This is a genomic window from Dokdonella sp., from assembly GCF_051958935.1.
GTDB lineage: Bacteria > Pseudomonadota > Gammaproteobacteria > Xanthomonadales > Rhodanobacteraceae > Dokdonella_A.
Genome location: NZ_JBQCFP010000134.1, coordinates 1 through 24,781 on the forward strand (window position 1 = coordinate 1; position 24,781 = coordinate 24,781).

Below are 24,781 nucleotides of genomic sequence, written 5' to 3' on the forward strand. Positions count from 1 at the left end.
GAAATGGTCATGCCGGGCGACAACGTGAAGATGGTCGTGACGCTGATCGCGCCGATCGCGATGGACGAGGGCCTGCGCTTCGCGATCCGCGAAGGCGGTCGTACGGTCGGCGCGGGCGTGGTCGCGAAGATCATCCAGTAAGCCCGAAAGGGGCCGTTCGGGATCCCGGGAGGAATTCTCGGGATTCCGCTTCGCAAAAGCTTCACATTCGGTGGGTGTCTTGCTATAGTAGACAGCTCACTGCCGCTGCGGTTGAGCCGCAGCGGCGAAAAACAGCGAAATGAGGCGCAGGAAGCGCTTCGAGTTCGCCGACAGGATGTCGACGCAGCGGCCCGGACACGGGGCGATCGTCTCGAGGACGGGCTGGCTGCGAGTGTGGGTTCCAAGTTTGAGCGGACCGGATTCGGTCCGCTCATTCGTTCGCGTAACTGCAACGGGCATTCGAAGGCCGTCCCCAAGCGGGTGCGGCGGGCGGGGTTCAGTGAGCTCCGTCGTCGATGAACAGCGTTCTTTCAGATTCAAGGACACGGCAATGGCGGACCAGAAGATTCGTATCCGGCTCAAGGCATTCGATCACCGCTTGATCGACCGCTCCGCGAGCGAAATCGTCGAGACGGCGAAGCGCACCGGCGCACAGGTCCGCGGACCCATTCCGCTGCCGACCAAGATCGAGCGCTACACCATTCTGGTGTCGCCGCATGCCGACAAGGATGCGCGCGACCAGTACGAGACGCGCGTGCACAAGCGCGTGATGGACATCGTCGACCCGAACGACAAGACCGTGGACGCGCTGATGAAGCTCGACCTCGCGGCCGGTGTCGACGTCCAGATCAAGCTGCACTGAAGCACAAGTAACGGGATACGACGATGAGTATCGGGTTGGTAGGTCGTAAATGCGGCATGAGCCGCGTCTTCACCGAAGATGGACGCTCGGTGCCGGTGACGCTGATCGAAGCGACGCCGAACCGCGTAACGCAGGTGAAGACCGTCGAGGCCGACGGCTACAGCGCCGTCCAGGTCACCGCCGGCGCGAAGCGCGCTGCGCTGATCAACAAGCCGCTCGCCGGCCACTTCGCCAAGGCGAACGTGACTGCGGGTCGCGGTTTGTGGGAGTTCCGTGTCGAAGCGGCCGAGCTCGGCAAGTTCGCCGTCGGCGGCGAAGTCAAGGCCGATGAGGTCTTCGCGGTCGGCCAGAAGGTCGACGTGCAGGGCGTCAGCAAGGGCAAGGGCTTCCAGGGTACGATCAAGCGCCATCACTTCACGATGGGCGACGCGACGCACGGCAATTCGCTGTCACACCGCGCGCCGGGCTCGATCGGCCAGCGCCAGACGCCCGGTCGCGTGTTTCCGGGCAAGAAGATGGCCGGTCACATGGGCGCCGTGACCCGTTCGTCGATGAACCTCGAGATCGTCAAGATCGACACCGAGCGTCATCTGATCGCGATCAAGGGCTCGGTGCCGGGTGCGCCGGGTGGCGACGTGATCGTGCGTCCCGCCGTGAAGACGAAGTAAGGAGGACGCCATGGAACTCAACGTCATCGGCGCCAAGCCGGTTTCCGTCTCCGAGGCGGTGTTCGGCAAGGAATTCCGCGAAGACCTCGTGCACCAGGTCGTCGTTGCGTATCGCAACGCCGGTCGTGCGGGAACGAAGGCGCAGAAGTCGCGTTCGGACCTGTCCGGCACGACCAAGAAGTTCAAGAAGCAGAAGGGCGGCGGCGCGCGCCACGGCGACTTCCGCGCCCCGATCTTCGTCGGCGGCGGCGTCACGTTCGCCGCGCGCCCGCGCAGTTTCGCGCAGAAGGTCAACCGCAAGATGTTCCGCGGCGCGATGGTTTCGATCCTGTCGGAACTCAACCGCCAGGGCCGCATTTCGGTGGTCGAGTCGTTCGGCATCGAGCAGCCCAAGACCAAGCAGATGGTCGCCAAGCTCAACGATCTGAAGGCCGAAGGCCGCGTCGTGCTGGTCGCCGAGAACGCGCCCGAGGCGCTGTATCTCGCCGCGCGCAACGTGCCTTACCTGCACGTCGTCGACGTCGCGGCGCTCGATCCGGTCAGCCTGGTCGGCGCGGACAAGATCGTCATGACGGTCGAATCGCTCAAGCGTATCGAGGAGTGGCTGGCGTGAAAGAGCATCTCTACAGCGTCCTGCGCGCGCCGCACATCTCCGAAAAGAGCGCGCGCCTGCAGGAAAACAACCAGTACGTGTTCGAGGTGGCGCAGGCCGCGACCAAGGCCGACGTGAAGGCGGCCGTGGAAGGACTGTTCAGCGTCGAGGTGCAGTCGGTCAACCTGGTCAACGTCAAGGGCAAGGCCAGGGCATTCCGCAACCGCGCCGGTACGCGCAGCAACAAGCGCAAGGCTTATGTCCGACTCGCCGATGGCCAGACCATCGACGTGACGGCCAAGGCCTAAGGTGGATATGGGCGCGATGAGCGTCCATGGAAATCAGGAAAAAACATCATGGCACTGATTACAGTCAAACCCACCTCCGCCGGACGCCGCGCCGTCGTGCGCGTGGCCACGCCTGGTCTGCACAAGGGCGCGCCGTATGCACCGCTGACCGAGTCGCAGTCCAAGACTGGTGGTCGCAACCACTACGGCCGCATCACGACCCGTCACAAGGGCGGTGGCTCGAAGCAGCACTACCGCGTGATCGACTTCAAGCGCGACAAGGAAGGCATCGCCTGCCGCATCGAGCGCATCGAGTACGATCCGAACCGCACCGCGCACATCGCGCTGCTGTGCTTCGTCGACGGCGAGCGCCGCTACATCATCGCGCCGAAGGGCGCGAAGGTCGGCGACCAGTTGATGTCCGGTCACGACGCGCCGATCAAGGTCGGCAACTCGCTGCCGCTGCGCAACATCCCGATCGGCTCGACCGTGCATTGCATCGAGATGAAGCCCGGCAAGGGTGCGCAGATCGCGCGTTCGGCAGGCGCCTCGGCGCAGCTGGTCGCGCGCGAACAGGGCTACGCCACGCTGCGCCTCCGCTCCGGCGAAATGCGCAAGGTGCCGGCGGAATGCCGCGCCACGATCGGCGAAGTCGGCAACAGCGAGCACAACCTCGAGAAGCTGGGCAAGGCAGGTGCGTCGCGCTGGCGCGGCGTGCGTCCGACCGTTCGCGGTGCGGCGATGAACCCGGTCGACCATCCGCACGGCGGTGGTGAGGCGAAGGCCGGCCAGGGCAACCCGCACCCGGTGTCGCCGTGGGGCATGCCGACGAAGGGTTACAAGACGCGCAAGAACAAGCGCACGACGCAGTTCATCGTTCGCGACCGCAGGGGTTAAGCAATGGCTCGTTCTCTGAAGAAAGGCCCGTTCGTCGATCATCACCTGATGAAGAAGGTGGAAGCGGCGGGCAACACGAAGAAGCCGATCAAGACCTGGTCGCGTCGTTCGATGATCGTGCCGGAGATGGTGGGCTTCACGCTCGCGATCCACAACGGCCGCCAGCACGTGCCCGTGCTGGTCAACGAAAACATGGTCGGCCACAAGCTCGGCGAATTTGCGGTGACCCGCACGTTCAAGGGGCATGGTGGCGACAAGAAGGCCGCCGAGGCCAAGAAGTGACGGTGAGCACGATGGAAGCCAAAGCGATCCTGCGCAGCGCGCGCATTTCCCCGCAGAAGGCCCGCCTGGTCGCCGACCAGGTGCGTGGCATGCCGGTCGGTCGTGCGACCAACCTGCTGCAGTTCAGCGACAAGAAGGCGGCTCACCTGATCAAGAAGGTGCTGCTGTCGGCCGTCGCGAATGCCGAAAACAACCTCGGTGCGGACGTCGACGAGCTGAAGGTCGCCAAGATCTTCGTCGACGAGGGCGCGATCCTCAAGCGTATGCATGCACGCGCGAAGGGCCGCGGCTCGCGCATCTCCAAGCGCACCAGCCACATCACCGTGGTTGTCGGCGAATAAGGCACAGGACGACTACGATGGGTCACAAAGTCAATCCGATCGGCATCCGCCTCGGCATCGCCAAGGACTGGAATTCGAAGTGGTTCGCGAACAAGCGCGAATACGCCGAATACCTCGGCGCGGACCTCAAGGTTCGCGAGTTGCTGAAGAAGAAGCTCGCCCAGGCCGGCATCTCCCGGATCCAGATCGAGCGTCCGGCCAAGACTGCGCGCGTGACGATCCACACGGCTCGCCCGGGTGTCGTCATCGGCAAGAAGGGCGAGGACATCGAGAAGCTGCGCAAGGAAGTCTCCAACGTGATGGGCGTCCCGGCGCACATCAACGTGACGGAAGTGCGCAAGCCCGAACTCGACGCGCAGCTGGTCGCGGAATCGATCGCGCAGCAGCTCGAGCGCCGCATCATGTTCCGCCGCGCGATGAAGCGCTCCGTGCAGAACGCGATGCGCCTCGGCGCGCTCGGCATCAAGGTCAACGTCGCCGGCCGCCTCAACGGCGCCGAGATCGCGCGTTCGGAGTGGTATCGCGAAGGCCGCGTGCCGCTGCACACGCTGCGCGCGGACATCGACTACGGCTTCGCCGAGGCGAAGACCACGTACGGAATCATCGGCGTGAAGGTGTGGGTCTTCAAGGGCGAGATCTTCGACCTTCATGCATCTCAGCAGGAAGCCAAGGCCGAGGCCGCTGAAGAGCGTCCGCAGCGTCGCGCGCCGAAGGCGGGAGCGTAAGTCATGCTGCAACCCAAGCGCACCAAGTACCGCAAGGTCCAGAAGGCCCGCAACCGTGGCCTGTCCTATGTCTCCAACAAGGTCAGCTTCGGCGAATTCGGCCTGAAGGCGACCACGCACGGTCACCTGACCGCGCGCCAGATCGAGGCGGCCCGCCGCTGCATCACGCGCTACGTCAAGCGCGGCGGCAAGCTGTGGATCCGCGTGTTCCCCGACAAGCCGATCTCGAAGAAGCCGATCGAAGTCCGAATGGGCAACGGCAAGGGCAACGTCGAGTATTGGGTGGCTCCGGTGCAGCCGGGCCGCATGTTGTATGAAATCGAGGGCATCGCCGAAGTCGAGGCTCGCGAGGCGTTCCGCCTCGCCGCCGCCAAGCTGTCGGTGCAGACCCAATTCGTGGCCCGGACGGTGCTGTGATGGAACTGAAAGAACTCCGCCAGAAGAACGCAGAACAGCTCGCCGAGCATCTCGGCGAACTGCGCCGCGAACAATTCAACCTGCGCATGCAGAAGGGCTCCGGCCAGCTCACGCAGACCCACCAGTTCGGCCGCGTCCGTCGCGAGATCGCGCAGGTCAAGCACCTGCTCGGCGCGAAGAAGCAGGGGCAGTGACATGAGCGAGAATGAGAAGAAGCAGCGCACCCTCGAGGGGCGCGTGGTCAGCAACAAGATGGCCAAGACCGTGACCGTCCTGCTCGAGCGCCAGGTGCAGCACCCGCTGTACGGCAAGATCGTGCGCCGCTCCACCAAGGTGCATGCGCACGACGAGGCGAGCGAGTGCAAGGAAGGCGACGTCGTCCGCATCGCGGAATGCCGTCCGCTGTCGAAGACCAAGAACTGGCGCGTCGTGAAAGTCGTCACGCGCGCTGAAGCCTGAGCGTGGCGGGACTGGAGGAGAAAGCGACATGATCCAGATGCAGACCACGCTGGCCGCGGCGGACAACAGCGGTGCGCGCGAACTGATGTGCATCAAGGTACTCGGCGGCTCCAAGCGCCGGTACGCGCAGATCGGCGACGTGATCAAGGTTTCCGTGCGTGAAGCGATTCCGCGCGGCAAGGTGAAGAAGGGCGAGGTCTACGACGCCGTCGTGGTGCGCACCCGCAAGGGCGTGCGTCGCGCGGACGGTTCGCTGATCCGTTTCGACGGCAATGCCGCCGTCCTGCTGAACAACAAGCTCGAGCCGATCGGCACCCGCATCTTCGGGCCGGTCACGCGCGAGCTGCGTGGCGAGCGATTCATGAAGATCGTCTCGCTGGCGCCGGAAGTACTGTAACGAGGTTGATGCCATGAACCGTATCCGCAAGGGCGACCAGGTCCTGGTGATCGCCGGCAAGAACAAGGGCCAGAAGGGCGAAGTGACGCGCGTCGCGGGTGAATCCGTGTTCGTGCAGAACATCAACCTGGTCAAGCGCCACACCAAGCCGAATCCGCAGGCGAACCAGCCGGGCGGCATCGTCGAGCGTGAGGCGGCGATCCATATTTCCAACGTAATGCTCTTCAACACCGCTACCGGCAAGGGTGAGCGCGTGGGCTTCAAGACGCTCGAGAACGGGCGCAAGGTCCGCGTGTACCGCTCGTCCGGCGAAGTGGTCGACGCCTGAGGCCTGCCGACATGACCCGCCTTGAAAAGATCTACAAAGAACAGGTCGTGCCGAAGCTGACCCAGCGTTTCGGCTACACCAATCCGATGCAGGTGCCGCGCCTGTCCAAGATCACGCTCAACATGGGCGTGGGCGAGGCGGTCGGCAACAAGAAGATCCTCGAGAACGCCGTCGCCGACATGGCGAAGATCGCCGGCCAGAAGCCGATCGTGACGCTGTCCCGCAAGGCGCACGCGACGTTCAAGATCCGCGAGAACTGGCCGATCGGTTGCAAGGTGACCCTGCGCCGGCATCGCATGTTCGAGTTCTTCGACCGCCTGATCAACATCTCGCTGCCGCGCGTGCGTGACTTCCGTGGCATCTCGGGACGTTCGTTCGACGGCCGCGGCAACTTCAACATGGGCTTGAAGGAACAGATCATCTTCCCCGAGATCGATTTCGACCAGATCGACGCGCTGCGCGGCATGGACATCGCGATCACGACGACCGCCCGTACCGACGAAGAAGCGAAGGCGCTGCTCGAAGCGTTCAGCTTCCCGTTCCGCAACTGACAGCGCGATAGCAGGATCCAGGATTATGGCCAAGACCTCGATGATCAACCGCGATCTCAAGCGCGCCAAGCTCGTGAAGCGGCATGCCGCCAAGCGCGAAGAGCTCAAGAAGATCGTTTCCAGCGCGACCGCGTCGTACGACGACAAGATCGCCGCGGCGGTGAAGCTGCAGAAGCTGCCGCGCGACTCGAGTCCGTCGCGACAGCGCAACCGCTGCGAACTGACCGGCCGCTCGCGCGGCGTCTACCCAAATTTCGGCCTCGCGCGCCAAACGCTGCGCGAAGCGACCATGCGCGGCGACGTGCCGGGCCTGCGCAAGGCCAGCTGGTAACACGCGGATCGCTCCGCCCGGGTCCGGCCATGGCGGCCGGGCTCTCCGACAAATTAGATCATTCGCATTCCGCGGATATCGGTGCACTCAGAGGTGTCTTTTCATGAGCATGACTGATCCCATCGCCGACATGTTCACGCGCATCCGTAATGCGCAGGCCACGGGCAAGCGTTCCGTGGCGATGCCGGCTTCCCGCGTCAAGCACGCGATCGCCAACCTGCTGAAGGACGAGGGCTACGTCGCCGACGTGCAGACGAGCACCGTCGAAGGCAAGGCGAAGCTCGAAATCGCCCTCAAGTACCACGAAGGCAAGCCGGTCATCGACCGCATCGAGCGCGTCAGCCGTTCGGGCCTGCGCGTGTACCGCGGCAAGGACGCCTTGCCGAAGGTGCTCAACGGCCTCGGCATTTCCATCGTTTCCACGTCGTCCGGCATCATGACCGACGCGCAGGCCCGCAAGAAGGGCCTCGGCGGCGAAGTCATCGGCCTGGTCGCCTAAGTTTCTTGGAGAAATAAGACATGTCCCGCGTTGCCAAGAAACCCATCAACCTGCCCAAGGGCGTCGAGTGCCAGGTCAAGGCCGATGCGATCACCGTGAAGGGCCCGAAGGGCACGCTCGCGTTGCCCGCCCCGGCCGGTGTCGACGTCGCCGTCGATGGCGCCACGATCCAGCTCAGCGTGAAGAACGCGAGCGACATGAAGATGGCGGGCACCGCCCGTGCGCTGATCAACAACATGGTCACCGGCGTCAGCGAAGGCTACCAGCGCAAGCTGGAGCTGGTCGGCGTCGGCTACCGCGCGGCGCTGCAGGGCAAGGACCTCAACCTCACGCTCGGCTTTTCGCATCCGGTCGTCTTCCAGGCACCGGAAGGCATCACGATCACGGTTCCGGCGCAGACCGAAATCCTGATCGCGGGCGCGGACAAGCAGCGTGTCGGTGAAGTCGCCGCGAAGATCCGTTCGTTCCGTCCGCCGGAACCCTACAAGGGCAAGGGCGTGCGTTACTCGGGCGAGAAGATCACCCTCAAAGAGGCCAAGAAGGCGTAAGTACGCTGTCCCTGCGTGCGTAGGGCGACCGTCCATGGTCGCACTATCCACCGAGAGCAGTTCATCGCAGCCGATCCGCTTCTGGAACCAGGACCATGGAAAAGAACATCGCAAGACTCCGCCGCGCCAAGTCGACCCGCGCACACATCCGTACGCTGGGCGTGCCGCGCCTGAGCGTCCATCGCAGCGCGCAGCACATCTACGCGCAGGTGCAGACCGCCGAAGGCGACAAGGTCATCGCGGCCGCGTCGACCACGCAGAAGGCGATCGCCGAGGGCCTCAAGGGCACCAAGAACAAGGCCGCGGCAGCTGCCGTCGGCAAGGCCGTCGCCGAAGCCGCGCTGAAGGCCGGCGTGGAGATGGTCGCGTTCGACCGTTCGGGCTTCCGTTACCACGGCCGCATCCAGGCGCTCGCGGAAGCGGCGCGCGAGGCGGGCCTCAAGTTCTGATCGACCGCGGCCGTTCGCGGCCGCGGCGTGGGCGAACGACTCCGGCGAGCGAGCCGGGCGCCAGGGCTGGCGCAAGTGGCAACCGGATTGAGCCGTTCCGGAACCGTTCCATCACAACTCCAAGCGGCAATGCCGCAAGCAGAAGTCCGCGATCGCTCCGGCACGCGGCATGACAGGTGAAACATGGCGAATGCGAACGAACGTGAGAACAGCGACGGCTTCCTCGAGAAGCTGATCGCGGTGAACCGCGTGGCGAAGACCGTGAAGGGTGGCCGCCAGATGAGCTTTACGGCATTGACCGTCGTCGGCGACGGCGATGGCCGCGTCGGCTTCGGTTACGGCAAGGCGCGCGAAGTGCCGGTCGCAATCTCGAAGGCGATGGAGCGTGCGCGCAAGGGCATGGTCAAGATCGACCTCAACAACGGCACGCTGTTCCATGCGGTGAAGGCCAACCATGGCGCCGCGAAGGTGTTCATGCAGCCGGCGTCTGAGGGCACGGGCGTGATCGCCGGCGGTGCGATGCGCGCGGTGCTCGAAGTGGTCGGCGTCAAGAACGTTCTGGCCAAGGCGGTCGGTTCGCGCAATCCGATCAATCTGGTTCGCGCGACGATCAACGGGCTGCAGGCGATGGTGTCGCCGGCGCGCATCGCGTCCAAGCGCGGCAAGTCGGTCGACGAGGTGATGGGCAATGGCTAAGACGAAGGCTACGGCGGCCAAGACGATCCGCGTCCGCCTGTTCAAGAGCATCAACGGCTGCCAGGAGCGCCATCGCGTCAGCGTGCGCGCGCTCGGCCTGCGCAAGCTCAACGACGTGCGCGAGCTGGTGGATTCGCCTTCGGTGCGCGGCCTGGTGAACCAGGTCAGCTACCTGGTCCGCATCGAGGAAGGCGCGTGAAGCGCCCGGGGCATTGAACTCGCGTTCGATGCCTCGACCTAGCAATTTCTCTGGAGTCGATCGACATGCGTCTCAATACACTCAAGCCTGCCGCCGGTGCCCGCAAGGATCGCGTCCGCGTCGGTCGCGGCATCGGTTCGGGCCTCGGCAAGACCGCTGGCCGCGGCCACAAGGGCCAGTACGCGCGCGCCGGCAAGGGCAAGGTCAAGGCCGGCTTCGAAGGCGGCCAGATGCCGCTGCAGCGCCGCCTGCCGAAGGTCGGTTTCCGTTCTAAGAAGGCCCACGAGATCAGCGAAGTGCTGCTGTACCAGCTCGATTCGCTGAAGGCGGACGTGGTCGACTTCGACGTGCTCAAGGCCGCCGGCCTGATCGAAACGCGCGCCGAGCGCGCGAAGATCGTGAAGAAGGGCGACATCAAGCGTGCGGTGAAGCTCAAGGGCGTGGCGGTCACCGCTGGCGCCAAGGCCGCGATCGAGGCTGCCGGCGGCAGCGTGGAGTAAGCGCGTGGCGTCTTCGCAGTCCAATCCGCTCGCTTCGTTCGGCAAGTTGACCGAGCTGAAGCAGCGCCTGCTGTTCGTGATCGGCGCGCTGGTCGTCTACCGGCTCGGTTCGTTCATCCCGGTGCCGGGCGTCAATCCGGAAGAGATGGCGCGCCGCATCCAGCAGGGCGGCGGCCTGCTCGACATGTTCAACATGTTCTCGGGCGGCGCGCTGAGCCGACTGTCGATCTTCGCCCTCGGCGTGATTCCGTACATTTCGGCGTCGATCATCGTGCAGATGTTCGCATCCGTGATCCCGAGCTGGCAGCAGCTGCGCAAGGAGGGCGAAGCGGGGCGGCGCAAGCTGACCACGTATACGCGCTTCGGTACCGTCGCGCTGGCCCTGTTCCAGTCATTCGGCGTCGCTTCGATGCTGCAGACGCAGACGGGCATCGTCTACGCGCCGGGGCCGAGCTTCATCTTCACGACCGTGGTCGGCCTCACCGCCGGCACGATGTTCCTGATGTGGCTCGGAGAACAGATCACCGAACGGGGCATCGGCAACGGCATTTCGCTGCTGATCTTTTCGGGCATCGTCGCCGGCCTTCCTGCGGCGGTCGTGCACACCCTCGGCATGGCGCAGACCGGCGAACTACCGATCCTGCGCGTCCTGATCGTGTTCGTGATCGTGCTCGCGGTGACCGCATTCGTCGTGTTCATGGAGCGCGGCCAGCGCCGCATCACCGTGAACTATGCGCGTCGCCAGGGCGGGGCGGGCAAGGCGTACATGAACCAGAGTTCGCACCTGCCGCTCAAGATCAACATGTCGGGCGTGATCCCGCCGATCTTCGCGTCGTCGTTACTGATGTTCCCGGCGACGGCAGCGACGTGGTTCAACAACACGAACGAGATCCACTGGCTGCAGGTGCTCACTGCATCCCTGGGGCCGGGCGAGCCGCTGCACATGCTGTTGTACGCGCTGCTCATCATCGTGTTCGCGTACTTCTACACGGCGCTGACGTTCAATTCGCAGGAAACGGCGGACAACCTCAAGCGTTCAGGCGCGCTGATCCCGGGGCTCCGTCCCGGCAAGGCGACGGCCGACTACATCGATGGCGTGCTGACCCGCCTGACCGGCGCCGGTGCGCTCTACCTGGTGGCGGTCTGCCTGGTGCCGGACATCCTGCGCAACTCGTGGCATGTCCCGTTCTACTTCGGCGGTACGTCGCTGCTGATCGTCGTGGTCGTGGTCATGGACTTCACCGCCCAGATCCAGGCGCACCTGGTTTCGCATCAATACGAAAGTCTGCTCAAGAAGGCGAATTTGCGCGGCCGTTGAGCGGCATAAAGCTGCAGATCCGGACCCGATCGGATCGGGGGTTCCCCGGAAGGGGGAAACCGGATATAATGTCAAGTTCTCTGCGCACTTAAGTAGTTTTTTTGGAGATCAACAAGCATGGCACGCATTGCGGGTGTCAATCTGCCGGTTCAGAAGCATGTCGTGATCGGCCTGCAGAGCATTTTCGGCGTCGGCCGTTCGCGCGCGAAGAAGCTCTGCGCTGAAGCGGGCGTCAATCCTGCGGCCAAGATCAAGGACTTGACCGAGGCCGAGGTGGACAAGCTGCGCCATGAGGTCGGCAAGTTCACGGTCGAGGGCGACCTGCGTCGTGAAGTCGGCATGTCGATCAAGCGCCTCATCGACCTCGGTACCTACCGTGGCCTGCGTCACCGCCGCGGCCTGCCGTTGCGTGGCCAGCGCACCCGTACCAACGCGCGCACCCGCAAGGGCCCGCGCCGCGCCATCAAGAAGTAATTTCGCAGGATATCCGGGCAAATGAACAAACCCGTTGCAGCCAAGACGAAGAAGAAGACCAAGCGCGTGGTGACGGATGCCGTCGCCCATGTGCAGGCTTCGTTCAACAACACGATCGTCACGATCACCGATCGCCAGGGCAACGCGCTCTCGTGGGCGACCGCGGGTGGTGCCGGTTTCCGTGGCTCGCGCAAATCGACGCCGTTCGCCGCGCAGGTCGCCGCCGACAAGGCGGCGCGCGTCGCCGCCGACTACGGCGTGAAGACGGTCGAAGTGCGCATCAAGGGACCGGGTCCGGGTCGTGAATCGGCCGTGCGCTCGCTGAACAATGCGGGCTTCAAGGTCACCAACATCATCGACGTGACGCCGATTCCGCACAACGGATGCCGTCCGCCGAAGAAGCGTCGCGTGTAAGGGGAACAGGAACCATGGCTCGTTATCTCGGACCCACCTGCAAGCTGGCGCGCCGCGAAGGCGCCGATCTCAGCCTCAAGAGCCCCGCGCGCGCGCTCGATTCGAAGTGCAAGCTGGAGCAGAAGCCCGGCCAGCACGGCGCCGCCGGCGCCAAGCGTGGCCGCCTGTCGGATTACGGCGTGCAGCTGCGTGAAAAGCAGAAGGTCAAGCGCATCTATGGCCTGCTCGAGCGCCAGTTCCGCACGTACTACCAGAAGGCCTCGGGCCAGAAGGGCAACACGGGCGAGAACCTGCTGCGCATGCTCGAGTCGCGCCTCGACAACGTCGTGTTCCGCATGGGCTTCGCGGTGACGCGCGCCGCTGCGCGCCAGCTGGTGTCGCACGCCGCCGTCCGCGTCAATGGCAAAAAGGTCAACCTGCCGTCGTACCAGGTTCGTCCGGGCGACGAGATCGCGCTGAGCGAGCGCGCCAAGAGCCAGCTGCGCGTGCAGGAGTCGCTCACGGTGTCGCAGGAAATGGACCTCGTCCCGTCGTGGGTCGAAGTCGACGCGAAGAAGGCGAGCGGCCTGTTCAAGGCGCTGCCGGAGCGTTCCGACCTGCCGTCGGACATCAACGAAAGCCTGATCATCGAGCTTTACTCGAAGTAAGAAGGCCGGGCGCCGCCCGGACCTTCGCAGGAACACATCACTTTGAGGAATCCGCGAGGGTTCTTGGAGTCAACTGCATATGGCGGGATCGTCCACCAACGTGCTGCGTCCGCGCGGCATTCAAGTCGAACGCCTCGGCGCCGACCGCGCCAAGGTCGTCGTCGAGCCGCTGGAGCGCGGTTTCGGCCACACGCTCGGTAATGCGCTGAGGCGCGTTCTGCTGTCGTCCATCCCCGGTAGCGCGATCATCGAAGTCGAAATCGACGGCGTGCTGCACGAGTACACCACGCTCGAGGGCCTGCAGGAAGACGTCATCGAGGTGCTGCTCAACCTCAAGGACGTCGCGATCCGCATGCACGGCCAGGACGAAACCACGCTCACGCTCAGCAAGAAGGGCAAGGGCGTCGTCGTCGCGGGCGACATCAAGGTCGATCATTCGGTCGAGATCGTCAATCCCGACCACGTGATCTGCCACCTGACCAAGGACATCGCGCTCAACATGCGCCTCAAGGTCGTGCGCGGCGTCGGCTACCAGCCGGCGACGGCGCGCCGCCTGCCGGACGAGGAAGCACGTCCGATCGGCCGCCTGCAGCTCGATGCCTCGTTCTGCCCGGTCCGCCGCGTCGCCTACAACGTCGAGAGCGCGCGCCTCGAACAGCGCACCGACCTCGACAAGCTCGTGCTGGACGTCGAGACGAATGGCGCGATCGATGCCGAGGAAGCGGTGCGCAAGGCTGCCGAGATCCTGCAGGACCAGATCAGCGTGTTCGGCGACTTCGCGCGCCGCGAGAGCTCCGATGCGAAGACGGACAAGAGCGGCGTCGACCCGGTGCTGCTGCGCCCGATCGACGACCTCGAGCTGACCGTCCGCTCGGCCAACTGCCTCAAGGCCGAGAGCATCTACTACATCGGCGACCTCGTGCAGAAGACCGAGGTGGAGCTGCTGAAGACGCCGAACCTCGGCAAGAAGTCGCTCACCGAGATCAAGGACGTGCTGTACCAGCGTGGCCTGCAGCTCGGCATGAAGCTCGACAGCTGGCCGCCGCCGGGGCTCGTCCACGGGATGCAGCTCGGTTGATGGGTTTCTCCGCGGCCATGGGTGACGTTCGTCGCCCATGGCCGCTGTTTGATTTTCGCGATCGCCCTTGATCGCCGCACCGGCCGGCTTGGCCGCAGGAGGATGCGCAAGCATCTTCGCCCGAAGTCAGAAGCGGCCACCGATGGCCGCACGTCCAACATACAGCCCGTACGCAAAGGGCTGATCATCAGCGGGTAACCGCGGGCGGCCGGGCCGTGATTTCCGGCTTCTCATAACAATCGAGACAAGAGGATTCTTCCATGCGCCATCAGAAGGCGGGTCGCAAGTTCAGCCGCACCAGCAGCCATCGCGAAGCGATGTTCAAGAACATGGCGGCGTCGTTGTTCAAGCACGAGCTCATCCGTACCACGCTGCCGAAGGCGAAGGAACTGCGCCGCGTCGCCGAGCCGCTCATCACCCTCGCCAAGACCGACGGCGTCGCCAACCGCCGCCTCGCCTTCGCGCGCCTGCGTGACAAGGAAGCAGTCGGCAAGCTGTTCGTCGAACTCGGCCCGCGTTATCGCGAGCGCAAGGGCGGCTACCTGCGCCTCCTGAAGTGCGGCTTCCGCGCCGGCGACAATGCGCCGATGGCGTATGTCGAACTGGTCGATCGTCCGCGTTCCGACGCCGGCAACGAGTCGGCGGATTGACGCCGCAGCCGCCCCCAGCGAAAAGCCCCGGCCTGTCCGGGGTTTTTCGTTTCTGGCACGCGCATCTTCGCCGCTGGGCGCGTGGGTGTTCGGTCTCCTGCTCGGTGCCCTCTACGTCGCCGCGATCGTTGCGCTGCGCCTGCGCACGCCGTTCACCGACGAGATCGATCATTTCACGCAGATCACGCATTTCCCGCGTGGCACGAACCGCATCCTGACGGAACTCACGACGATTCCCGGCTACCGCGCGCTGGTGGCGGCGATCACGCGCGCGTGCGGCGCCGATCCGCTCGATGCCGCGCGTCTGCTCAATGAAAACTTCGACTTGTTCGCGGTCGCCGGCTTCCATGCGCTGCGGCCACGCTCGCCCATGCGGCGCCACAACAGCAGCGCCAGCGCGAGCACGTCGGTGTAGACGAGGAAGAACAGCGGCACGAGGATTGGAAACACGAGCACTTGCGCGGTCGCGAGCGTCTGCGTGCGCGGCCACGTGCGCCGGCGCGCAGGCACTTGCTCGCGGCGCTGCTCGCGACCGCGCTCGTCGGCGTGCCGGCACGAAGTCGTCTGGACCGGACTGTGCACAGCCACCTGCCGCTGCTGATCGAACCAGGGTGGCTTGCGCGCGCGCGCGGCGCTCGCGGCGGCTGCCGCGGCCTGTTCACCCGCGACGTACCGCCTGCGGCCGGCCGGGGCTACGGACTGTTCCTGGTCGCACTGCTGTTCCTCGCCGGCTCGTGACTGGTGGAACTGCGCTACGCGCTGGTGCCGCTCGTGCCCTGGCTCGCCTTCCGAGAACACCGCTCGCGCACGGTCGAGTACGCGGCCTGGGCACTTTGGCTCGCGCTCGCGGTCTGCATGTACCTCGGCACGCTGACGCAACGGTTTTTCCTGCAGCGCGGCCGTGACGTAGAATTTCCGCCTCGACCCCGGAGCACGCATGAACCCCAATCCGTTCGCCTGGTCCTTCCGTTCGCAGTTCGCGCTCGGAGCGCTGATCTGCTTCGGCCTGGTCACCTACGCGTACTTCATCCTCGAGCGCCAGCAGGGCATCGTGCCGTGCCCGAAATGCATGTTCCAGCGCGGTGCCTTCGTCGGCATGGGCGTGTTCTTCCTCGCCGGTGCACTGCATGCGCCGGCTGCGCTCGGCCGCCGCGTGTATGCGCTCCTCGTCGCGCTGTTCGCGGTGATCGGCGGCGTGATCGCCGTGCAGCACCTGTGGATGCAGATGAATCCCCCCGATCCGCTCATGGGTGGATGCGGCATGGACTTCTACACGCTGTTCGACAATCGTTTCCCGCTCTCCCAAGCGATCCGCAAGGCCTTCATGGCGAGCGGGGACTGCAGCGAAAGCAGCTGGCGCCTGCTCGGCATCACGATGCCCGGCTGGACCCTGATCAGCTACGTATTGCTCGGCGGCGGTGCACTCTGGGCCGGATTTCGCCGGCGGATCGCCTAGCCGCCGATACGCCGCCGTCTGTATGACGGTGGCGAAGCCTGTGGCATGATCGTTTTCCGCATTGCAGCAATCGACGATCGCCATGGCCTCCGTCCCGGAACGCATCGCACCTCCCAGCCACGCGCCGGTGGAATGGTCGCCGTCGTCGTGGCAAGCCTGCCCGCAGACGCAACAGCCGGTCTATGCGGACGAGGCGGAGCTCACCCACGCGCTCGCGCAGCTGTCGCAATTGCCGCCGCTGGTCACGTCCTGGGAAATCCTCTCGCTCAAGCGCCTGCTCGCCGAAGCGGCCGCGGGTGAGCGATTCCTGTTGCAGGGCGGCGATTGCGCGGAGAGTTTCGACGACTGCACGTCGCCGCTGATCTCGAACCGGCTCAAGGTCATGCTGCAGATGAGCCTGGTGCTCGTGCACGGGCTGAAACTCCCGGTCGTGCGCGTCGGCCGCTTCGCGGGGCAGTATGCGAAGCCGCGCTCGACGGACTACGAGACCCGCGACGGCACGACGCTGCCGAGCTACCGAGGCGACCTCGTCAATGCGGCCGCGTTCACCGCGGAAGCGCGCCGCGCGGATCCGCAGCGCCTCATCCGCGGCCATGCGCGTTCGGCGATGACGATGAACTTCGTACGCGCGCTCGTCGACGGCGGTTTCGCCGACCTGCATCACCCCGAATACTGGGACCTCGGCTGGGTGAAGCACTCGCCGCTGCAGGACGAGTACCGCGCGATGGTCGAGTCGATCGGCAACTCGCTGCGTTTCATGGAGACGCTCGCTGGTGAGCCGCTCGGCAATTTCCAGCGTGTCGACTTCTACACGTCGCACGAAGCGCTCGTACTGCATTACGAGCAGGCCCTCACGCGGCAGGTGCCGCGCCAGTCTGGCTGGTTCAACCTGTCGACGCATTTCCCGTGGATTGGCATGCGCACCGCGGCGCTCGACGGCGCGCACGTCGAGTACTTCCGCGGCATCCGCAATCCGATCGCGGTCAAGATCGGTCCGTCGGTGACGCCCGACCAGCTGCGCCGCCTCGTCGACGTACTCGATCCCGATCGCGAGCCCGGACGCCTCACGCTGATCCACCGCATGGGCGCGGCGAAGATCGAAGCCGCGCTGCCGCCGCTGCTCGCGGCGATGGCCGGAAGCGGGCACACGCCGCTGTGGGTGTGCGATCCGATGCACGGTAATACCGAGACCGTCGGCAACGGCGTCAAGACGCGCCGCTTCGCGAACATCCGCGGCGAACTGGACTGCGCATTCGACGTGCACGCCGCGGCCGGAACGCGCCTCGGCGGCGTGCACCTCGAGCTCACCGGCGAGAACGTCACCGAATGCATGGGCGGGGCGCGCGACCTCACGGAAACCGATCTCGCGCGTGCGTACAAGTCGCAGGTCGACCCGCGCCTCAACTACGAACAGTCGCTCGAACTGGCGATGCTGATCGTGCGCAAGCGCGGCGCGTTGCAGGCGAGCGGGTGACCTTCGCGCAGCGCCCGTGCAGCCGCTGCGCGTCGTCGAAACGGAGACCCGGATGGGCACACGCACATGGCGCGTGCGCCCAACGCCTCAGGCCGCCTGGCGCGAGGCGCGCTTGCGGTCGTTCTCGGTGAGGTGCTTCTTGCGCAGGCGGATCGCCTTCGGCGTGACCTCGACGAGCTCGTCGTCCTCGATGAACTCGAGCGCCTGCTCGAGCGACATGCGGATCGGCGGCGTCAGCTGCACGTTGTCGTCCTTGCCCGCGGCGCGGATGTTGGTGAGCTGCTTCGCGCGCAGCGCGTTGACCGTGAGGTCGTTGTCCTTGGCGTGGATGCCGACGAGCTGGCCCTCGTAGATCTCGTCGCCTTCGCTGACGAGCAGGCGGCCGCGTTCCTGCAGGCCGACCAGCGCATACGCAGGCGCCGGGCCCTGGCCGTTGGAGATCATCACGCCATTCGGGCGCTTGGCGATCGCGCCTTCCGCCTTCGGGCCGTAATGATCGAACACGTGGAACAGCAGGCCCGTGCCCGCGGTGATCGTGCGGAACTCGGTCTGGAAACCGATCAGGCCGCGCGCCGGGATCATGTACTCGAGGCGCACGCGGCCCTTGCCGTCGGGCTCCATGTTGACGAGCTGGCCGCGACGCATGCCGAGGCGCTCCATCACGCCGCCCTGGTACTGTTCCTCGAGATCGCACACGAGCTGTTCGATCGGTTCGCTAGGCACACCGTCGATGTCCTTGATGATGACTTCCGGGCGCGACACGGCGAGCTCGTAGCCTTCGCGGCGCATCGTCTCGATCAGCACCGACAGGTGCAGTTCGCCGCGGCCGGAGACCTTGAACTTGTCCGGGTCCTCGGTTTCCTCGACCTTGAGCGCGACGTTGTGCAGGGTCTCGCGCAGCAGGCGGTCGCGCAGCTGGCGCGAAGTGAGGAACTTGCCGCCGCTGTGGTCGCGGTTGCCCGCGAACGGCGAGTTGTTGACCTGGAACGTCATGCTGATCGTCGGCTCGTCGACGGTCAGCACCGGCAGCTGCTCCGGCGCTTCCGGCGCGCAGATCGTGTCGGAGATGCCGAGCGCCTCGATGCCGTTGACCGCGATGATGTCGCCGGCCTCGGCCTCCGGCACCTCACGTCGCTCCAGGCCCATGAAGCCGAGCACCTGCAGCACCTTCGCGTTGCGGCGCTTGCCTTCGCGGTCGATGATCGTGACCGGCATGTTGGTGCGCACCTTGCCGCGCTGCACGCGGCCGATGCCGATCAGGCCGACGTAGTTGTTGTAGTCGAGCTGGCTGATGCGCATCTGGAACGGGCCGTCGAGGTCGACCTGCGGCGGCGATACGTGCTGCATGATGGCTTCGTAGAGCGGCGTCATGTCGCCCGAGCGTGCCTCCGGGTCGAGGCTCGCGTAGCCGTGCAGGGCCGAGGCGTAGACGACCGGGAAGTCGAGCTGCTCGTTGGTCGCGCCGAGGCGGTCGAACAGGTCGAACGTCTGGTTGAGCACCCAGTCGGGCCGCGCGCCGGGGCGATCGATCTTGTTGATCACGACGATCGGACGGAAGCCCATCTGGAACGCCTTCTGCGTGACGAAGCGCGTCTGCGGCATCGGCCCGTCCATCGCGTCGACGAGGATCAGCACGGTGTCGACCATCGACAACACGCGCTCGACCTCGCCGCCGAAGTCGGCGTGCCCCGGCGTGTCGACGATGTTGATGCGGTTACCCTGCCAGGTGATCGCGGTGTTCTTCGACAGGATCGTGATGCCGCGTTCCTTTTCCTGGTCGTTCGAGTCCATCACGCGCTCGGCGAGCACCGTGCGTTCGCTGAACGTCCCGGACTGCTTGAGCAGGCAGTCGACGAGAGTGGTCTTGCCGTGGTCGACGTGGGCGACGATCGCGATATTGCGGAGGTTTTCGATGGACATCGGGGCGGGGGCCTGCGGCCGTCGATGCGGCCGGTCTGGGGATCGGGGGCGGCAGAGCCGCAAGTCAGCCGGATAGTATAGCCGGAATCGACCGGCGCTGCCGGCCTGTTCGGGAATCGGGCGCGCGGATCGGTTAGGCTGCGCGTCCCACGAACCCGGAGTATCCCGATGTCCCTTCCCGAGCTGACCGCCGAGATCGCCACCGCGCACGGCACCATCCACCTGCGCCTGTTCGCCGACCAGGTGCCGATGACCGTCGCGAGCTTCGCCAACCTCGCGCGCCGCGGCTTCTACGACGGCAAGACGTTCCACCGCGTGATCCCGGACTTCATGATCCAGGGCGGTTGCCCGCAGGGCAGCGGTACCGGCGGACCGGGCTACCAGTTCGACGACGAGATCGTGCCCTCGCTCAAGCACGACCGCCCGGGCATCCTGTCGATGGCCAACGCGGGCTCGCGCATGGGCCGCGGCACCAACGGCAGCCAGTTCTTCATCACACACGTGCCGACGCCCTGGCTCGACGGCAAGCACACCGTATTCGGCAGCGTCGTCGGCCCGGGCGACCAGGCGATCGTCGACAAGATCAAGGGCGGCGACCGCATCGAGTCCATCACGATCAAGGGCGATACCGCGCCGCTGTTCGCTCAGGAGCAAGCCCACCTCGATGCCTGGAACGCCGTGCTCGATCGCGGCTGAGGCACCCGGGTCGGAGGCCATGGCTGCGAGCGACGCCAACCTGCGCGCGGGCGAACGAATCGTCGTCCGCAGCCAGGTTGCCGGCTTCGCCGATCGAGCTGGCTCGCAGCCCGGGCTGCGATACAGGTGAAGCCAGGGCACACACGCTGCCATCGCCGATCTTCGCAAGGTGAGCCATGGAAATACGTGACGCGCTGGACGAGGACCTCCTTCCGCTCGCGCGCCTGTGGCACCAGGGATGGACTGACGCGCACGCGGGGATCCTGCCCGAAGCGCTCGCGCGTCTGCGGACCGCGGAGAGTTTCGTGGGACGCATGCGCACGGCACTCGGTTCGGTGAGGACCATCGGCGAACGTGGCGGACCCCTCGGCTTCCACTGGATCAAGGGCGACGAGCTTTACCAGATCTACGTTGCCGCCGAGGCACGTGGCCGGGGCGTGGCGCAGGCGCTGATGCGCGACGCGGAGGCGTGTTTCCTCGCCAGCGGGATTTCGAGGCCCTGGCTGGCGTGCGCCATTGGCAACGAACGCGCCGCCCGCTTCTATCGCAAGGCTGGCTGGACGATGACCGGCGTGGAGTGCGTGCCCGCCGACACCGCCGAAGGCCCATTCCCGCTCGATGTCTGGCGCTTCGAGCGTGTGCTCGGCGCCGACGTCGCCGGCAAAGGAGTGCGCGAAAGTCCATCGGTTTGATGGGGGCGATGTCACGACTCGCCGCAGGGTCGTGGCTTGGCGGAGCGCCCGATCTATTGCCGTTTCCTCGAGTTTTCCGGTTGAATTCGCGTGCGCGCCACCACCGCCGACGAGGCCGATGAACGCTTCCGCGATACGTCCCGAGGAGATCGACTACCGATTCCATGACGTCGATCGGGATGACGTCGCTGCGCTGTTGCTGCCCATCTGCAGCGAGATCTTTCCCGATTTCGAGCCCGCCTACCTCGGACGGCTGCAACACGTGGCCGACCCGCTGCTGGTATTCGCCCGGCATCGGGAAGAAGTGGTCGGATTCAAGCTCGGCTACCGCCGCGGTGCCCGGCTCTTCTACAGCTGGCTCGGTGGCGTGCACCCTTCCGTGCGGCGAGTGGGCGTGGCTGTCGAGTTGATGCGTCGGCAGCACGAACATGTCGCGAGGCTCGGCTACACGTTCGTCGAAACGCGTACCCGAGCCTCGAACAATCCGATGATCGTGCTCAACCTGCGCAGCGGCTTCCAGGTCGTCGGCTTCGAACTCGATTCGGGCGGGATTCCCGTCGTGACACTGCGTCGTGCCCTCGCGCATCCGCCCGCGTGAAACCTTCATGGTCACGATGAAGCGATCCCACGGCAGCCGTCCGTCGCCGCGACCGCCGGATCCGGTGCTGGAAAGGCTCCGTTCGATCTGCGCGAAGCTCCCGGAAAGCCACGAAGAGGATGCCTGGGTCGGCGTACGCTGGCGCGTGCGCCAGAAAACGTTCGCGCATGTCCTGGTGCTGCAGGAGGGTTGGCCCCCTGCCTATGCCGAAGCCTCCCGCCTCCAGGGGCCGTCCTACCTCCTCACGTTTCGGACGGTCGAGAAGGCGTTTCAACCAGAACGTTTCAATGCTCCACCGTTTTTCCGGCCGAGATGGTTTCCCGACATCATGGGGCTCGAGCTCGCCGACCCGATAGACTGGGAAGACGTAGGCACGCTCGTGCGCAGGAGCTACCTGCTGCTCGCCCCGCGAAAGCTGGCCGGGATGATCGGCTGACGCCTTGAGCACGACGAGGGAAAACCCTGCGTCGCCGCGCCGCCGCTTCGTCGCACGGCGGCGGGCGCATGTACATCGGGCTGGCGCGGTGCCGTGGGCGGACAGCCGGGTGGACGCACGCCCAAAAAAAACCACCAGCACGGGCTGGTGGCGATTCAACGGACTCGAGCGGAGCCAGCTCCTTGCTCGTCGGGCTTGCGCGTCAGGCCGGCCGGTTGCGGCGGAACAGGCGGTAGATGATCAGCAGGATGATCGCGCCGATCACGCCGCCGATGAAGCCCGATGGTTCGATCGTGCCGCTGACCGCGGATTTGAAACCGAGCGTCTGTGCGAGGAAGCCGCCGACGAACATGCCCGCGACGCCGAGCAGGCCGGTGACGAAGAAGCCGCCCGGATCCTTCCCGGGCATGAGGAACTTCGCGACGATGCCGACGAGCAGGCCGACGATGAACATCCACACGTATTGCATGGCAACTCCTCCTGGCGGCGAAAGGCCGCTGGCACTCTAGCGCATGCGCCTGACTCGTGGCTTATTGCGATGCGGCGACCGCACGCCCCCGCCGTCGGCCGGGCCGCACGTGGCGCTGTGCTAGAATTTTGGGCTGTCCGGCTCCATCTGGAGCCCGTCTCCTGCCGAGGAATCGCATGCCGACTCTCGCTGCGCGCATGAGCCGCGCCAAGCCCAGTGCCATCATGGCCGTCGCCGAAAAGGCGAAGCAACTCAAGGCCGAAGGCCGCGACATCGTCAGTTTTTCGATCGGCGTGCCGAACTTCCTGCCCGGCGACCATGTGTACGCCGCGGTCCGCGACGCGCTCGCGAAGGACAGCGGCCAGTACGGGTCCAACCGCGGCGCCGAGACGTTGCTCGACGCGTTCCTGCACCATCTCGACGGCACCGGCCTCACGGGCTACACGCGCAAGAACGTCGCTGCCGGCATCGGCGCCAAGCACGTCCTCTACAACCTCGCCGAGGCCCTGCTCGATCCGGGCGACACGATCGCGTTCGCGGTGCCGTACTGGACCACCTACGTCGACATCGCCGAGATCGTCGACGCGAAGATGCGCCTGATGCCGTGCCCGGCCAGCCAGAACTACAAGCTGACGCCTGCCCAGCTCGATGCCGCGTTGCCGGGCGTGAAGCTGTTCCTGTTCAACAATCCGAACAACCCGACCGGCATGGTCTACACGAAGGCCGAGATCGCCGCGCTCGCCGACGTGCTGGTCAAGCATCCGGACGTGTGGATCGTCTGCGACGACATCTACAACCGCATGGTCTTCGACGGCGTCGGCTACCACAATTTCGTCAACGCGCGGCCGGAGCTGCGCGAGCGCACGATCCACGTCGACTCGATCTCCAAGACCTACGGGATGCCGGGCTGGCGCGTCGGCTTCATCGCCGCGCCGGAAAAGGTCGCGCAGGCATTCGTCACGCTCAATTCCAACCACATCACCAACGTGCCCGAGATCGTCACCGCGGCCGCGGTCGCCGCGCTCGCCGGTCCGCAGGACGTGCCGACGCAGAAGTGCGCCGAGTTCCAGGCCAAGCGCGACCAGGTGCTCGCGGCCATGAATGCGATCCCGGGCGTGGTCTGCCCGCGTCCCCAAGGTGCGTTCTACGTGTTCCCGGATATTTCCTGCGCGTTTGGCAAGCGCCACGGCGAACGCACCATCGCCAACGACGTGGACCTCTGCGATGCGCTGCTCGAGGTCAAGGGCGTCGCCTGCGTGCCGGGCTCCGCGTTCGGCGAGCCGAACGCGCTGCGCATCTCCTACACCTGCCCGACGGCGCAGTTGCCCGAAGGGCTGAAGCGGTTCCGCGAGTTCTTCGCCGAACTGAAGTGAGTGCACGCGGCGTTTCTTGCCGCCGCGCGCCGATTCCGTTCAACGTTCACTGGAGCACCCCATGAAGACCCCCGTCCGTGTTGCCGTCACCGGCGCCGCCGGCCAGATCGGCTACGCCCTGCTGTTCCGCATCGCTGCCGGCGACATGCTCGGTCCCGACCAGCCGGTGATCCTGCACCTGCTCGAGATCACCCCGGCGCTGCCCGCGCTGCAGGGCGTGGTGATGGAGCTCAACGACTGCGCGTTCCCGACGCTCGCCGGCGTCGTCGCGACCGACGACGTCAACGTCGCGTTCAAGGACGTCGACTACGCGCTGCTCGTCGGCGCGCGTCCGCGCGGCCCGGGCATGGAGCGCAAGGACCTGCTCGAGGCGAACGGCGCGATCTTCGCGCCGCAGGGCAAGGCGCTCAACGACCATGCCAAGCGCAACGTCAAGGTGCTCGTGGTCGGCAATCCGGCCAACACGAATGCACTGATCGCGCAAGCCAACGCGCCGGACCTCGACCCGAACTGTTTCACCGCGATGGTGCGCCTCGACCACAACCGCGCACTGTCGCAGCTCGCGGAAAAAACCGGTGCGCACACGACCGACATCAAGCGCATGACGATCTGGGGCAACCACAGCTCGACGCAGTATCCGGACATCCACCACGCGACGGTCAACGGCAAGCCAGCGATCGATGCGGTCGACGGCGCCTGGTACAAGGACACATTCATCCCGACCGTGCAGCAGCGCGGCGCCGCGATCATCAAGGCGCGCGGCGCCTCCTCGGCCGCTTCCGCGGCATCGGCGGCGATCGACCACATGCGCGACTGGGCACGCGGCACCCCGGACGGCGACTGGGTCTCGATGGGCATCCCGTCGGACGGTTCCTACGGCATCCAGCCCGGCGTGATCTACGGCTATCCGGTGACGGTCAAGGACGGCAAGTTCACGATCGTGCAGGGCCTGGAGATCGGTGCGTTCTCGCGCGAACGCATGGACGCGACCGACAAGGAACTGCGCGAGGAGCGCGCCGGCGTCGAGCACCTGTTCGCCAAGCGCTGATCCTTCGCGGCGCCCGCGCGACGGGCGC

Annotated in this window: 39 protein-coding genes and 1 pseudogene; 38 read left to right on the forward strand and 2 right to left on the reverse strand. The window is 65.7% G+C overall.

Features of this window, described 5'->3' with window-relative positions; translation table 11 throughout:
- From ACTHK2_RS13195 to ACTHK2_RS13350, 32 genes and pseudogenes are all read left to right on the forward strand, one after another.
- Positions 1 to 141 (forward strand): annotated as a pseudogene (locus tag ACTHK2_RS13195) (hypothetical protein); the annotation flags it as partial.
- A gap of 391 nt (positions 142 to 532) precedes the next feature.
- Positions 533 to 844, forward strand: a complete 312-nt coding sequence (gene rpsJ / locus ACTHK2_RS13200; RefSeq protein ID WP_131994980.1) for a 30S ribosomal protein S10 — start codon at positions 533 to 535, stop codon at positions 842 to 844.
- Positions 845 to 867: 23 nt separating this feature from the next.
- Complete coding sequence (gene rplC, locus ACTHK2_RS13205) at positions 868 to 1,512, forward strand: 50S ribosomal protein L3 (RefSeq protein WP_440246181.1); 645 nt, start codon at positions 868 to 870, stop codon at positions 1,510 to 1,512.
- 10 nt (positions 1,513 to 1,522) lie between these two features.
- On the forward strand, positions 1,523 to 2,125 hold the full coding sequence (rplD, locus tag ACTHK2_RS13210; RefSeq protein ID WP_440246182.1) for a 50S ribosomal protein L4: 603 nt from the start codon (positions 1,523 to 1,525) through the stop codon (positions 2,123 to 2,125).
- The gene (gene rplW / locus ACTHK2_RS13215; RefSeq protein WP_440246183.1) at positions 2,122 to 2,412 is read left to right on the forward strand and encodes a 50S ribosomal protein L23; all 291 of its coding nucleotides are present in this window, start codon (positions 2,122 to 2,124) and stop codon (positions 2,410 to 2,412) included. Before rplD ends, rplW begins: the two co-directional genes overlap by 4 nt.
- 48 nt (positions 2,413 to 2,460) lie before the next feature.
- A complete protein-coding gene (gene rplB / locus ACTHK2_RS13220) occupies positions 2,461 to 3,288 on the forward strand; it encodes a 50S ribosomal protein L2 (RefSeq protein WP_131994968.1) in 828 nt (275 codons plus the stop codon).
- 3 nt (positions 3,289 to 3,291) lie between these two features.
- Positions 3,292 to 3,570: a 30S ribosomal protein S19 gene (gene rpsS / locus ACTHK2_RS13225; RefSeq protein ID WP_440246184.1), complete on the forward strand. Its 279-nt coding sequence runs from the start codon at positions 3,292 to 3,294 to the stop codon at positions 3,568 to 3,570.
- Positions 3,571 to 3,581: 11 nt separating this feature from the next.
- Entirely contained in the window at positions 3,582 to 3,911 is a 330-nt protein-coding gene (gene rplV, locus ACTHK2_RS13230; RefSeq protein WP_131995520.1) for a 50S ribosomal protein L22, read from the forward strand.
- Between the two features lie 17 nt (positions 3,912 to 3,928).
- On the forward strand, positions 3,929 to 4,636 hold the full coding sequence (rpsC, locus tag ACTHK2_RS13235) for a 30S ribosomal protein S3 (RefSeq protein ID WP_131994962.1): 708 nt from the start codon (positions 3,929 to 3,931) through the stop codon (positions 4,634 to 4,636).
- 3 nt (positions 4,637 to 4,639) lie between these two features.
- Entirely contained in the window at positions 4,640 to 5,053 is a 414-nt protein-coding gene (rplP, locus tag ACTHK2_RS13240; RefSeq protein ID WP_131994959.1) for a 50S ribosomal protein L16, read from the forward strand.
- Entirely contained in the window at positions 5,053 to 5,247 is a 195-nt protein-coding gene (gene rpmC, locus ACTHK2_RS13245) for a 50S ribosomal protein L29 (RefSeq protein WP_131994956.1), read from the forward strand. Before rplP ends, rpmC begins: the two co-directional genes overlap by 1 nt.
- Position 5,248: 1 nt before the next feature.
- Positions 5,249 to 5,512: a 30S ribosomal protein S17 gene (rpsQ, locus tag ACTHK2_RS13250; RefSeq protein WP_131994953.1), complete on the forward strand. Its 264-nt coding sequence runs from the start codon at positions 5,249 to 5,251 to the stop codon at positions 5,510 to 5,512.
- Between the two features lie 28 nt (positions 5,513 to 5,540).
- Positions 5,541 to 5,909: a 50S ribosomal protein L14 gene (rplN, locus tag ACTHK2_RS13255; protein WP_131994950.1), complete on the forward strand. Its 369-nt coding sequence runs from the start codon at positions 5,541 to 5,543 to the stop codon at positions 5,907 to 5,909.
- A gap of 13 nt (positions 5,910 to 5,922) precedes the next feature.
- Entirely contained in the window at positions 5,923 to 6,237 is a 315-nt protein-coding gene (gene rplX, locus ACTHK2_RS13260) for a 50S ribosomal protein L24 (protein ID WP_331650485.1), read from the forward strand.
- A gap of 11 nt (positions 6,238 to 6,248) precedes the next feature.
- Positions 6,249 to 6,788: a 50S ribosomal protein L5 gene (gene rplE / locus ACTHK2_RS13265; RefSeq protein ID WP_440246185.1), complete on the forward strand. Its 540-nt coding sequence runs from the start codon at positions 6,249 to 6,251 to the stop codon at positions 6,786 to 6,788.
- Positions 6,789 to 6,813: 25 nt separating this feature from the next.
- The gene (gene rpsN / locus ACTHK2_RS13270) at positions 6,814 to 7,119 is read left to right on the forward strand and encodes a 30S ribosomal protein S14 (RefSeq protein ID WP_440246186.1); all 306 of its coding nucleotides are present in this window, start codon (positions 6,814 to 6,816) and stop codon (positions 7,117 to 7,119) included.
- 103 nt (positions 7,120 to 7,222) lie between these two features.
- Positions 7,223 to 7,618: a 30S ribosomal protein S8 gene (rpsH, locus tag ACTHK2_RS13275; RefSeq protein ID WP_440246187.1), complete on the forward strand. Its 396-nt coding sequence runs from the start codon at positions 7,223 to 7,225 to the stop codon at positions 7,616 to 7,618.
- 20 nt (positions 7,619 to 7,638) lie between these two features.
- The gene (gene rplF / locus ACTHK2_RS13280; RefSeq protein WP_440246188.1) at positions 7,639 to 8,166 is read left to right on the forward strand and encodes a 50S ribosomal protein L6; all 528 of its coding nucleotides are present in this window, start codon (positions 7,639 to 7,641) and stop codon (positions 8,164 to 8,166) included.
- 95 nt (positions 8,167 to 8,261) lie between these two features.
- Positions 8,262 to 8,615 carry a 50S ribosomal protein L18 gene (gene rplR, locus ACTHK2_RS13285; protein WP_440246189.1) on the forward strand — a complete coding sequence of 118 codons (354 nt, stop codon included), beginning with the start codon at positions 8,262 to 8,264 and terminating at the stop codon, positions 8,613 to 8,615.
- A 183-nt stretch (positions 8,616 to 8,798) separates the two neighbouring features.
- A complete protein-coding gene (gene rpsE / locus ACTHK2_RS13290) occupies positions 8,799 to 9,311 on the forward strand; it encodes a 30S ribosomal protein S5 (protein WP_440246190.1) in 513 nt (170 codons plus the stop codon).
- Positions 9,304 to 9,510: a 50S ribosomal protein L30 gene (gene rpmD, locus ACTHK2_RS13295; protein ID WP_440246191.1), complete on the forward strand. Its 207-nt coding sequence runs from the start codon at positions 9,304 to 9,306 to the stop codon at positions 9,508 to 9,510. The genes rpsE and rpmD overlap by 8 nt, the downstream gene beginning before the upstream one ends.
- A 59-nt stretch (positions 9,511 to 9,569) precedes the next feature.
- Positions 9,570 to 10,010: a 50S ribosomal protein L15 gene (gene rplO, locus ACTHK2_RS13300; RefSeq protein ID WP_440246219.1), complete on the forward strand. Its 441-nt coding sequence runs from the start codon at positions 9,570 to 9,572 to the stop codon at positions 10,008 to 10,010.
- A gap of 4 nt (positions 10,011 to 10,014) precedes the next feature.
- A complete protein-coding gene (secY, locus tag ACTHK2_RS13305) occupies positions 10,015 to 11,328 on the forward strand; it encodes a preprotein translocase subunit SecY (RefSeq protein ID WP_440246192.1) in 1,314 nt (437 codons plus the stop codon).
- Between the two features lie 117 nt (positions 11,329 to 11,445).
- The gene (rpsM, locus tag ACTHK2_RS13310) at positions 11,446 to 11,802 is read left to right on the forward strand and encodes a 30S ribosomal protein S13 (RefSeq protein ID WP_440246193.1); all 357 of its coding nucleotides are present in this window, start codon (positions 11,446 to 11,448) and stop codon (positions 11,800 to 11,802) included.
- Positions 11,803 to 11,823: 21 nt separating this feature from the next.
- Positions 11,824 to 12,216 (forward strand): 30S ribosomal protein S11, encoded by a 393-nt coding sequence (rpsK, locus tag ACTHK2_RS13315; RefSeq protein ID WP_440246194.1) that lies wholly within the window; start codon positions 11,824 to 11,826, stop codon positions 12,214 to 12,216.
- A gap of 14 nt (positions 12,217 to 12,230) precedes the next feature.
- Positions 12,231 to 12,863, forward strand: a complete 633-nt coding sequence (gene rpsD / locus ACTHK2_RS13320) for a 30S ribosomal protein S4 (RefSeq protein WP_440246195.1) — start codon at positions 12,231 to 12,233, stop codon at positions 12,861 to 12,863.
- Positions 12,864 to 12,942: 79 nt separating this feature from the next.
- Entirely contained in the window at positions 12,943 to 13,941 is a 999-nt protein-coding gene (locus ACTHK2_RS13325; RefSeq protein ID WP_440246196.1) for a DNA-directed RNA polymerase subunit alpha, read from the forward strand.
- Between the two features lie 260 nt (positions 13,942 to 14,201).
- A complete protein-coding gene (gene rplQ / locus ACTHK2_RS13330; RefSeq protein ID WP_440246197.1) occupies positions 14,202 to 14,591 on the forward strand; it encodes a 50S ribosomal protein L17 in 390 nt (129 codons plus the stop codon).
- Entirely contained in the window at positions 14,536 to 15,006 is a 471-nt protein-coding gene (locus ACTHK2_RS13335; protein WP_440246198.1) for a hypothetical protein, read from the forward strand. Before rplQ ends, ACTHK2_RS13335 begins: the two co-directional genes overlap by 56 nt.
- A 95-nt stretch (positions 15,007 to 15,101) precedes the next feature.
- Positions 15,102 to 15,329 (forward strand): hypothetical protein, encoded by a 228-nt coding sequence (locus ACTHK2_RS13340; RefSeq protein ID WP_440246199.1) that lies wholly within the window; start codon positions 15,102 to 15,104, stop codon positions 15,327 to 15,329.
- Between the two features lie 199 nt (positions 15,330 to 15,528).
- Positions 15,529 to 16,047, forward strand: coding sequence for a disulfide bond formation protein B (locus tag ACTHK2_RS13345; RefSeq protein WP_440246200.1), 519 nt, complete (start codon positions 15,529 to 15,531; stop codon positions 16,045 to 16,047).
- Positions 16,048 to 16,129: 82 nt separating this feature from the next.
- Positions 16,130 to 17,521 (forward strand): class II 3-deoxy-7-phosphoheptulonate synthase, encoded by a 1,392-nt coding sequence (locus ACTHK2_RS13350; RefSeq protein WP_440246201.1) that lies wholly within the window; start codon positions 16,130 to 16,132, stop codon positions 17,519 to 17,521.
- 87 nt (positions 17,522 to 17,608) lie between these two features.
- Here the strand turns inward: ACTHK2_RS13350 and typA are convergent, their stop codons facing one another.
- The gene (typA, locus tag ACTHK2_RS13355; protein ID WP_440246202.1) at positions 17,609 to 19,441 is read right to left on the reverse strand and encodes a translational GTPase TypA; all 1,833 of its coding nucleotides are present in this window, start codon (positions 19,439 to 19,441) and stop codon (positions 17,609 to 17,611) included.
- 168 nt (positions 19,442 to 19,609) lie between these two features.
- On the opposite strand from typA, the gene ACTHK2_RS13360 reads away from it, so the two are divergent.
- The 4 genes from ACTHK2_RS13360 to ACTHK2_RS13375 all read left to right on the forward strand — a co-directional run bounded on the left by ACTHK2_RS13360 (position 19,610) and on the right by ACTHK2_RS13375 (position 21,863).
- Positions 19,610 to 20,137: a peptidylprolyl isomerase gene (locus tag ACTHK2_RS13360; RefSeq protein WP_440246203.1), complete on the forward strand. Its 528-nt coding sequence runs from the start codon at positions 19,610 to 19,612 to the stop codon at positions 20,135 to 20,137.
- Between the two features lie 314 nt (positions 20,138 to 20,451).
- Positions 20,452 to 20,829 (forward strand): GNAT family N-acetyltransferase, encoded by a 378-nt coding sequence (locus ACTHK2_RS13365; protein WP_440246204.1) that lies wholly within the window; start codon positions 20,452 to 20,454, stop codon positions 20,827 to 20,829.
- A 118-nt stretch (positions 20,830 to 20,947) separates the two neighbouring features.
- Positions 20,948 to 21,427 (forward strand): N-acetyltransferase family protein, encoded by a 480-nt coding sequence (locus ACTHK2_RS13370; RefSeq protein ID WP_440246205.1) that lies wholly within the window; start codon positions 20,948 to 20,950, stop codon positions 21,425 to 21,427.
- 7 nt (positions 21,428 to 21,434) lie between these two features.
- On the forward strand, positions 21,435 to 21,863 hold the full coding sequence (locus tag ACTHK2_RS13375) for a hypothetical protein (RefSeq protein WP_440246206.1): 429 nt from the start codon (positions 21,435 to 21,437) through the stop codon (positions 21,861 to 21,863).
- A gap of 202 nt (positions 21,864 to 22,065) precedes the next feature.
- Here the strand turns inward: ACTHK2_RS13375 and ACTHK2_RS13380 are convergent, their stop codons facing one another.
- The gene (locus ACTHK2_RS13380) at positions 22,066 to 22,332 is read right to left on the reverse strand and encodes a GlsB/YeaQ/YmgE family stress response membrane protein (RefSeq protein ID WP_440246207.1); all 267 of its coding nucleotides are present in this window, start codon (positions 22,330 to 22,332) and stop codon (positions 22,066 to 22,068) included.
- A gap of 176 nt (positions 22,333 to 22,508) precedes the next feature.
- Here ACTHK2_RS13380 and ACTHK2_RS13385 point away from each other — a divergent pair, with 176 nt between their 5' ends.
- Positions 22,509 to 23,705, forward strand: coding sequence for an aminotransferase class I/II-fold pyridoxal phosphate-dependent enzyme (locus ACTHK2_RS13385; RefSeq protein ID WP_440246208.1), 1,197 nt, complete (start codon positions 22,509 to 22,511; stop codon positions 23,703 to 23,705).
- 61 nt (positions 23,706 to 23,766) lie between these two features.
- Complete coding sequence (locus ACTHK2_RS13390) at positions 23,767 to 24,753, forward strand: malate dehydrogenase (protein WP_440246209.1); 987 nt, start codon at positions 23,767 to 23,769, stop codon at positions 24,751 to 24,753.
- The last annotated feature ends 28 nt before the right edge of the window (positions 24,754 to 24,781 follow it).

Excerpts from the sequence above, each read along its gene's own strand:
- ACTHK2_RS13380 (WP_440246207.1), bottom strand. The coding sequence starts at position 22,332 with ATGCAATACGTGTGGATGTTCATCGTCGGCCTGCTCGTCGGCATCGTC.
- rplV (WP_131995520.1), top strand. The coding sequence starts at position 3,582 with ATGGAAGCCAAAGCGATCCTGCGCAGCGCGCGCATTTCCCCGCAGAAG.
- rplF (WP_440246188.1), top strand. The coding sequence starts at position 7,639 with ATGTCCCGCGTTGCCAAGAAACCCATCAACCTGCCCAAGGGCGTCGAG.
- rpsS (WP_440246184.1), top strand. The coding sequence starts at position 3,292 with ATGGCTCGTTCTCTGAAGAAAGGCCCGTTCGTCGATCATCACCTGATG.
- rpmD (WP_440246191.1), top strand. The coding sequence starts at position 9,304 with ATGGCTAAGACGAAGGCTACGGCGGCCAAGACGATCCGCGTCCGCCTG.
- rpsQ (WP_131994953.1), top strand. The coding sequence starts at position 5,249 with ATGAGCGAGAATGAGAAGAAGCAGCGCACCCTCGAGGGGCGCGTGGTC.
- rplP (WP_131994959.1), top strand. The coding sequence starts at position 4,640 with ATGCTGCAACCCAAGCGCACCAAGTACCGCAAGGTCCAGAAGGCCCGC.
- rpmC (WP_131994956.1), top strand. The coding sequence starts at position 5,053 with ATGGAACTGAAAGAACTCCGCCAGAAGAACGCAGAACAGCTCGCCGAG.
- rplC (WP_440246181.1), top strand. The coding sequence starts at position 868 with ATGAGTATCGGGTTGGTAGGTCGTAAATGCGGCATGAGCCGCGTCTTC.
- ACTHK2_RS13325 (WP_440246196.1), top strand. The coding sequence starts at position 12,943 with ATGGCGGGATCGTCCACCAACGTGCTGCGTCCGCGCGGCATTCAAGTC.
- rpsN (WP_440246186.1), top strand. The coding sequence starts at position 6,814 with ATGGCCAAGACCTCGATGATCAACCGCGATCTCAAGCGCGCCAAGCTC.
- rplN (WP_131994950.1), top strand. The coding sequence starts at position 5,541 with ATGATCCAGATGCAGACCACGCTGGCCGCGGCGGACAACAGCGGTGCG.
- rplR (WP_440246189.1), top strand. The coding sequence starts at position 8,262 with ATGGAAAAGAACATCGCAAGACTCCGCCGCGCCAAGTCGACCCGCGCA.
- ACTHK2_RS13370 (WP_440246205.1), top strand. The coding sequence starts at position 20,948 with ATGAACGCTTCCGCGATACGTCCCGAGGAGATCGACTACCGATTCCAT.
- rplB (WP_131994968.1), top strand. The coding sequence starts at position 2,461 with ATGGCACTGATTACAGTCAAACCCACCTCCGCCGGACGCCGCGCCGTC.
- rplD (WP_440246182.1), top strand. The coding sequence starts at position 1,523 with ATGGAACTCAACGTCATCGGCGCCAAGCCGGTTTCCGTCTCCGAGGCG.
- ACTHK2_RS13365 (WP_440246204.1), top strand. The coding sequence starts at position 20,452 with ATGCGCACGGCACTCGGTTCGGTGAGGACCATCGGCGAACGTGGCGGA.
- ACTHK2_RS13360 (WP_440246203.1), top strand. The coding sequence starts at position 19,610 with ATGTCCCTTCCCGAGCTGACCGCCGAGATCGCCACCGCGCACGGCACC.
- ACTHK2_RS13390 (WP_440246209.1), top strand. The coding sequence starts at position 23,767 with ATGAAGACCCCCGTCCGTGTTGCCGTCACCGGCGCCGCCGGCCAGATC.
- typA (WP_440246202.1), bottom strand. The coding sequence starts at position 19,441 with ATGTCCATCGAAAACCTCCGCAATATCGCGATCGTCGCCCACGTCGAC.
- rpsK (WP_440246194.1), top strand. The coding sequence starts at position 11,824 with ATGAACAAACCCGTTGCAGCCAAGACGAAGAAGAAGACCAAGCGCGTG.
- rpsH (WP_440246187.1), top strand. The coding sequence starts at position 7,223 with ATGAGCATGACTGATCCCATCGCCGACATGTTCACGCGCATCCGTAAT.
- ACTHK2_RS13335 (WP_440246198.1), top strand. The coding sequence starts at position 14,536 with ATGTCGAACTGGTCGATCGTCCGCGTTCCGACGCCGGCAACGAGTCGG.
- rpsJ (WP_131994980.1), top strand. The coding sequence starts at position 533 with ATGGCGGACCAGAAGATTCGTATCCGGCTCAAGGCATTCGATCACCGC.
- rpsM (WP_440246193.1), top strand. The coding sequence starts at position 11,446 with ATGGCACGCATTGCGGGTGTCAATCTGCCGGTTCAGAAGCATGTCGTG.
- ACTHK2_RS13350 (WP_440246201.1), top strand. The coding sequence starts at position 16,130 with ATGGCCTCCGTCCCGGAACGCATCGCACCTCCCAGCCACGCGCCGGTG.
- rplQ (WP_440246197.1), top strand. The coding sequence starts at position 14,202 with ATGCGCCATCAGAAGGCGGGTCGCAAGTTCAGCCGCACCAGCAGCCAT.
- rpsC (WP_131994962.1), top strand. The coding sequence starts at position 3,929 with ATGGGTCACAAAGTCAATCCGATCGGCATCCGCCTCGGCATCGCCAAG.
- rplE (WP_440246185.1), top strand. The coding sequence starts at position 6,249 with ATGACCCGCCTTGAAAAGATCTACAAAGAACAGGTCGTGCCGAAGCTG.
- ACTHK2_RS13345 (WP_440246200.1), top strand. The coding sequence starts at position 15,529 with ATGAACCCCAATCCGTTCGCCTGGTCCTTCCGTTCGCAGTTCGCGCTC.
- ACTHK2_RS13385 (WP_440246208.1), top strand. The coding sequence starts at position 22,509 with ATGCCGACTCTCGCTGCGCGCATGAGCCGCGCCAAGCCCAGTGCCATC.
- rpsD (WP_440246195.1), top strand. The coding sequence starts at position 12,231 with ATGGCTCGTTATCTCGGACCCACCTGCAAGCTGGCGCGCCGCGAAGGC.
- ACTHK2_RS13375 (WP_440246206.1), top strand. The coding sequence starts at position 21,435 with ATGGTCACGATGAAGCGATCCCACGGCAGCCGTCCGTCGCCGCGACCG.
- rplX (WP_331650485.1), top strand. The coding sequence starts at position 5,923 with ATGAACCGTATCCGCAAGGGCGACCAGGTCCTGGTGATCGCCGGCAAG.
- rpsE (WP_440246190.1), top strand. The coding sequence starts at position 8,799 with ATGGCGAATGCGAACGAACGTGAGAACAGCGACGGCTTCCTCGAGAAG.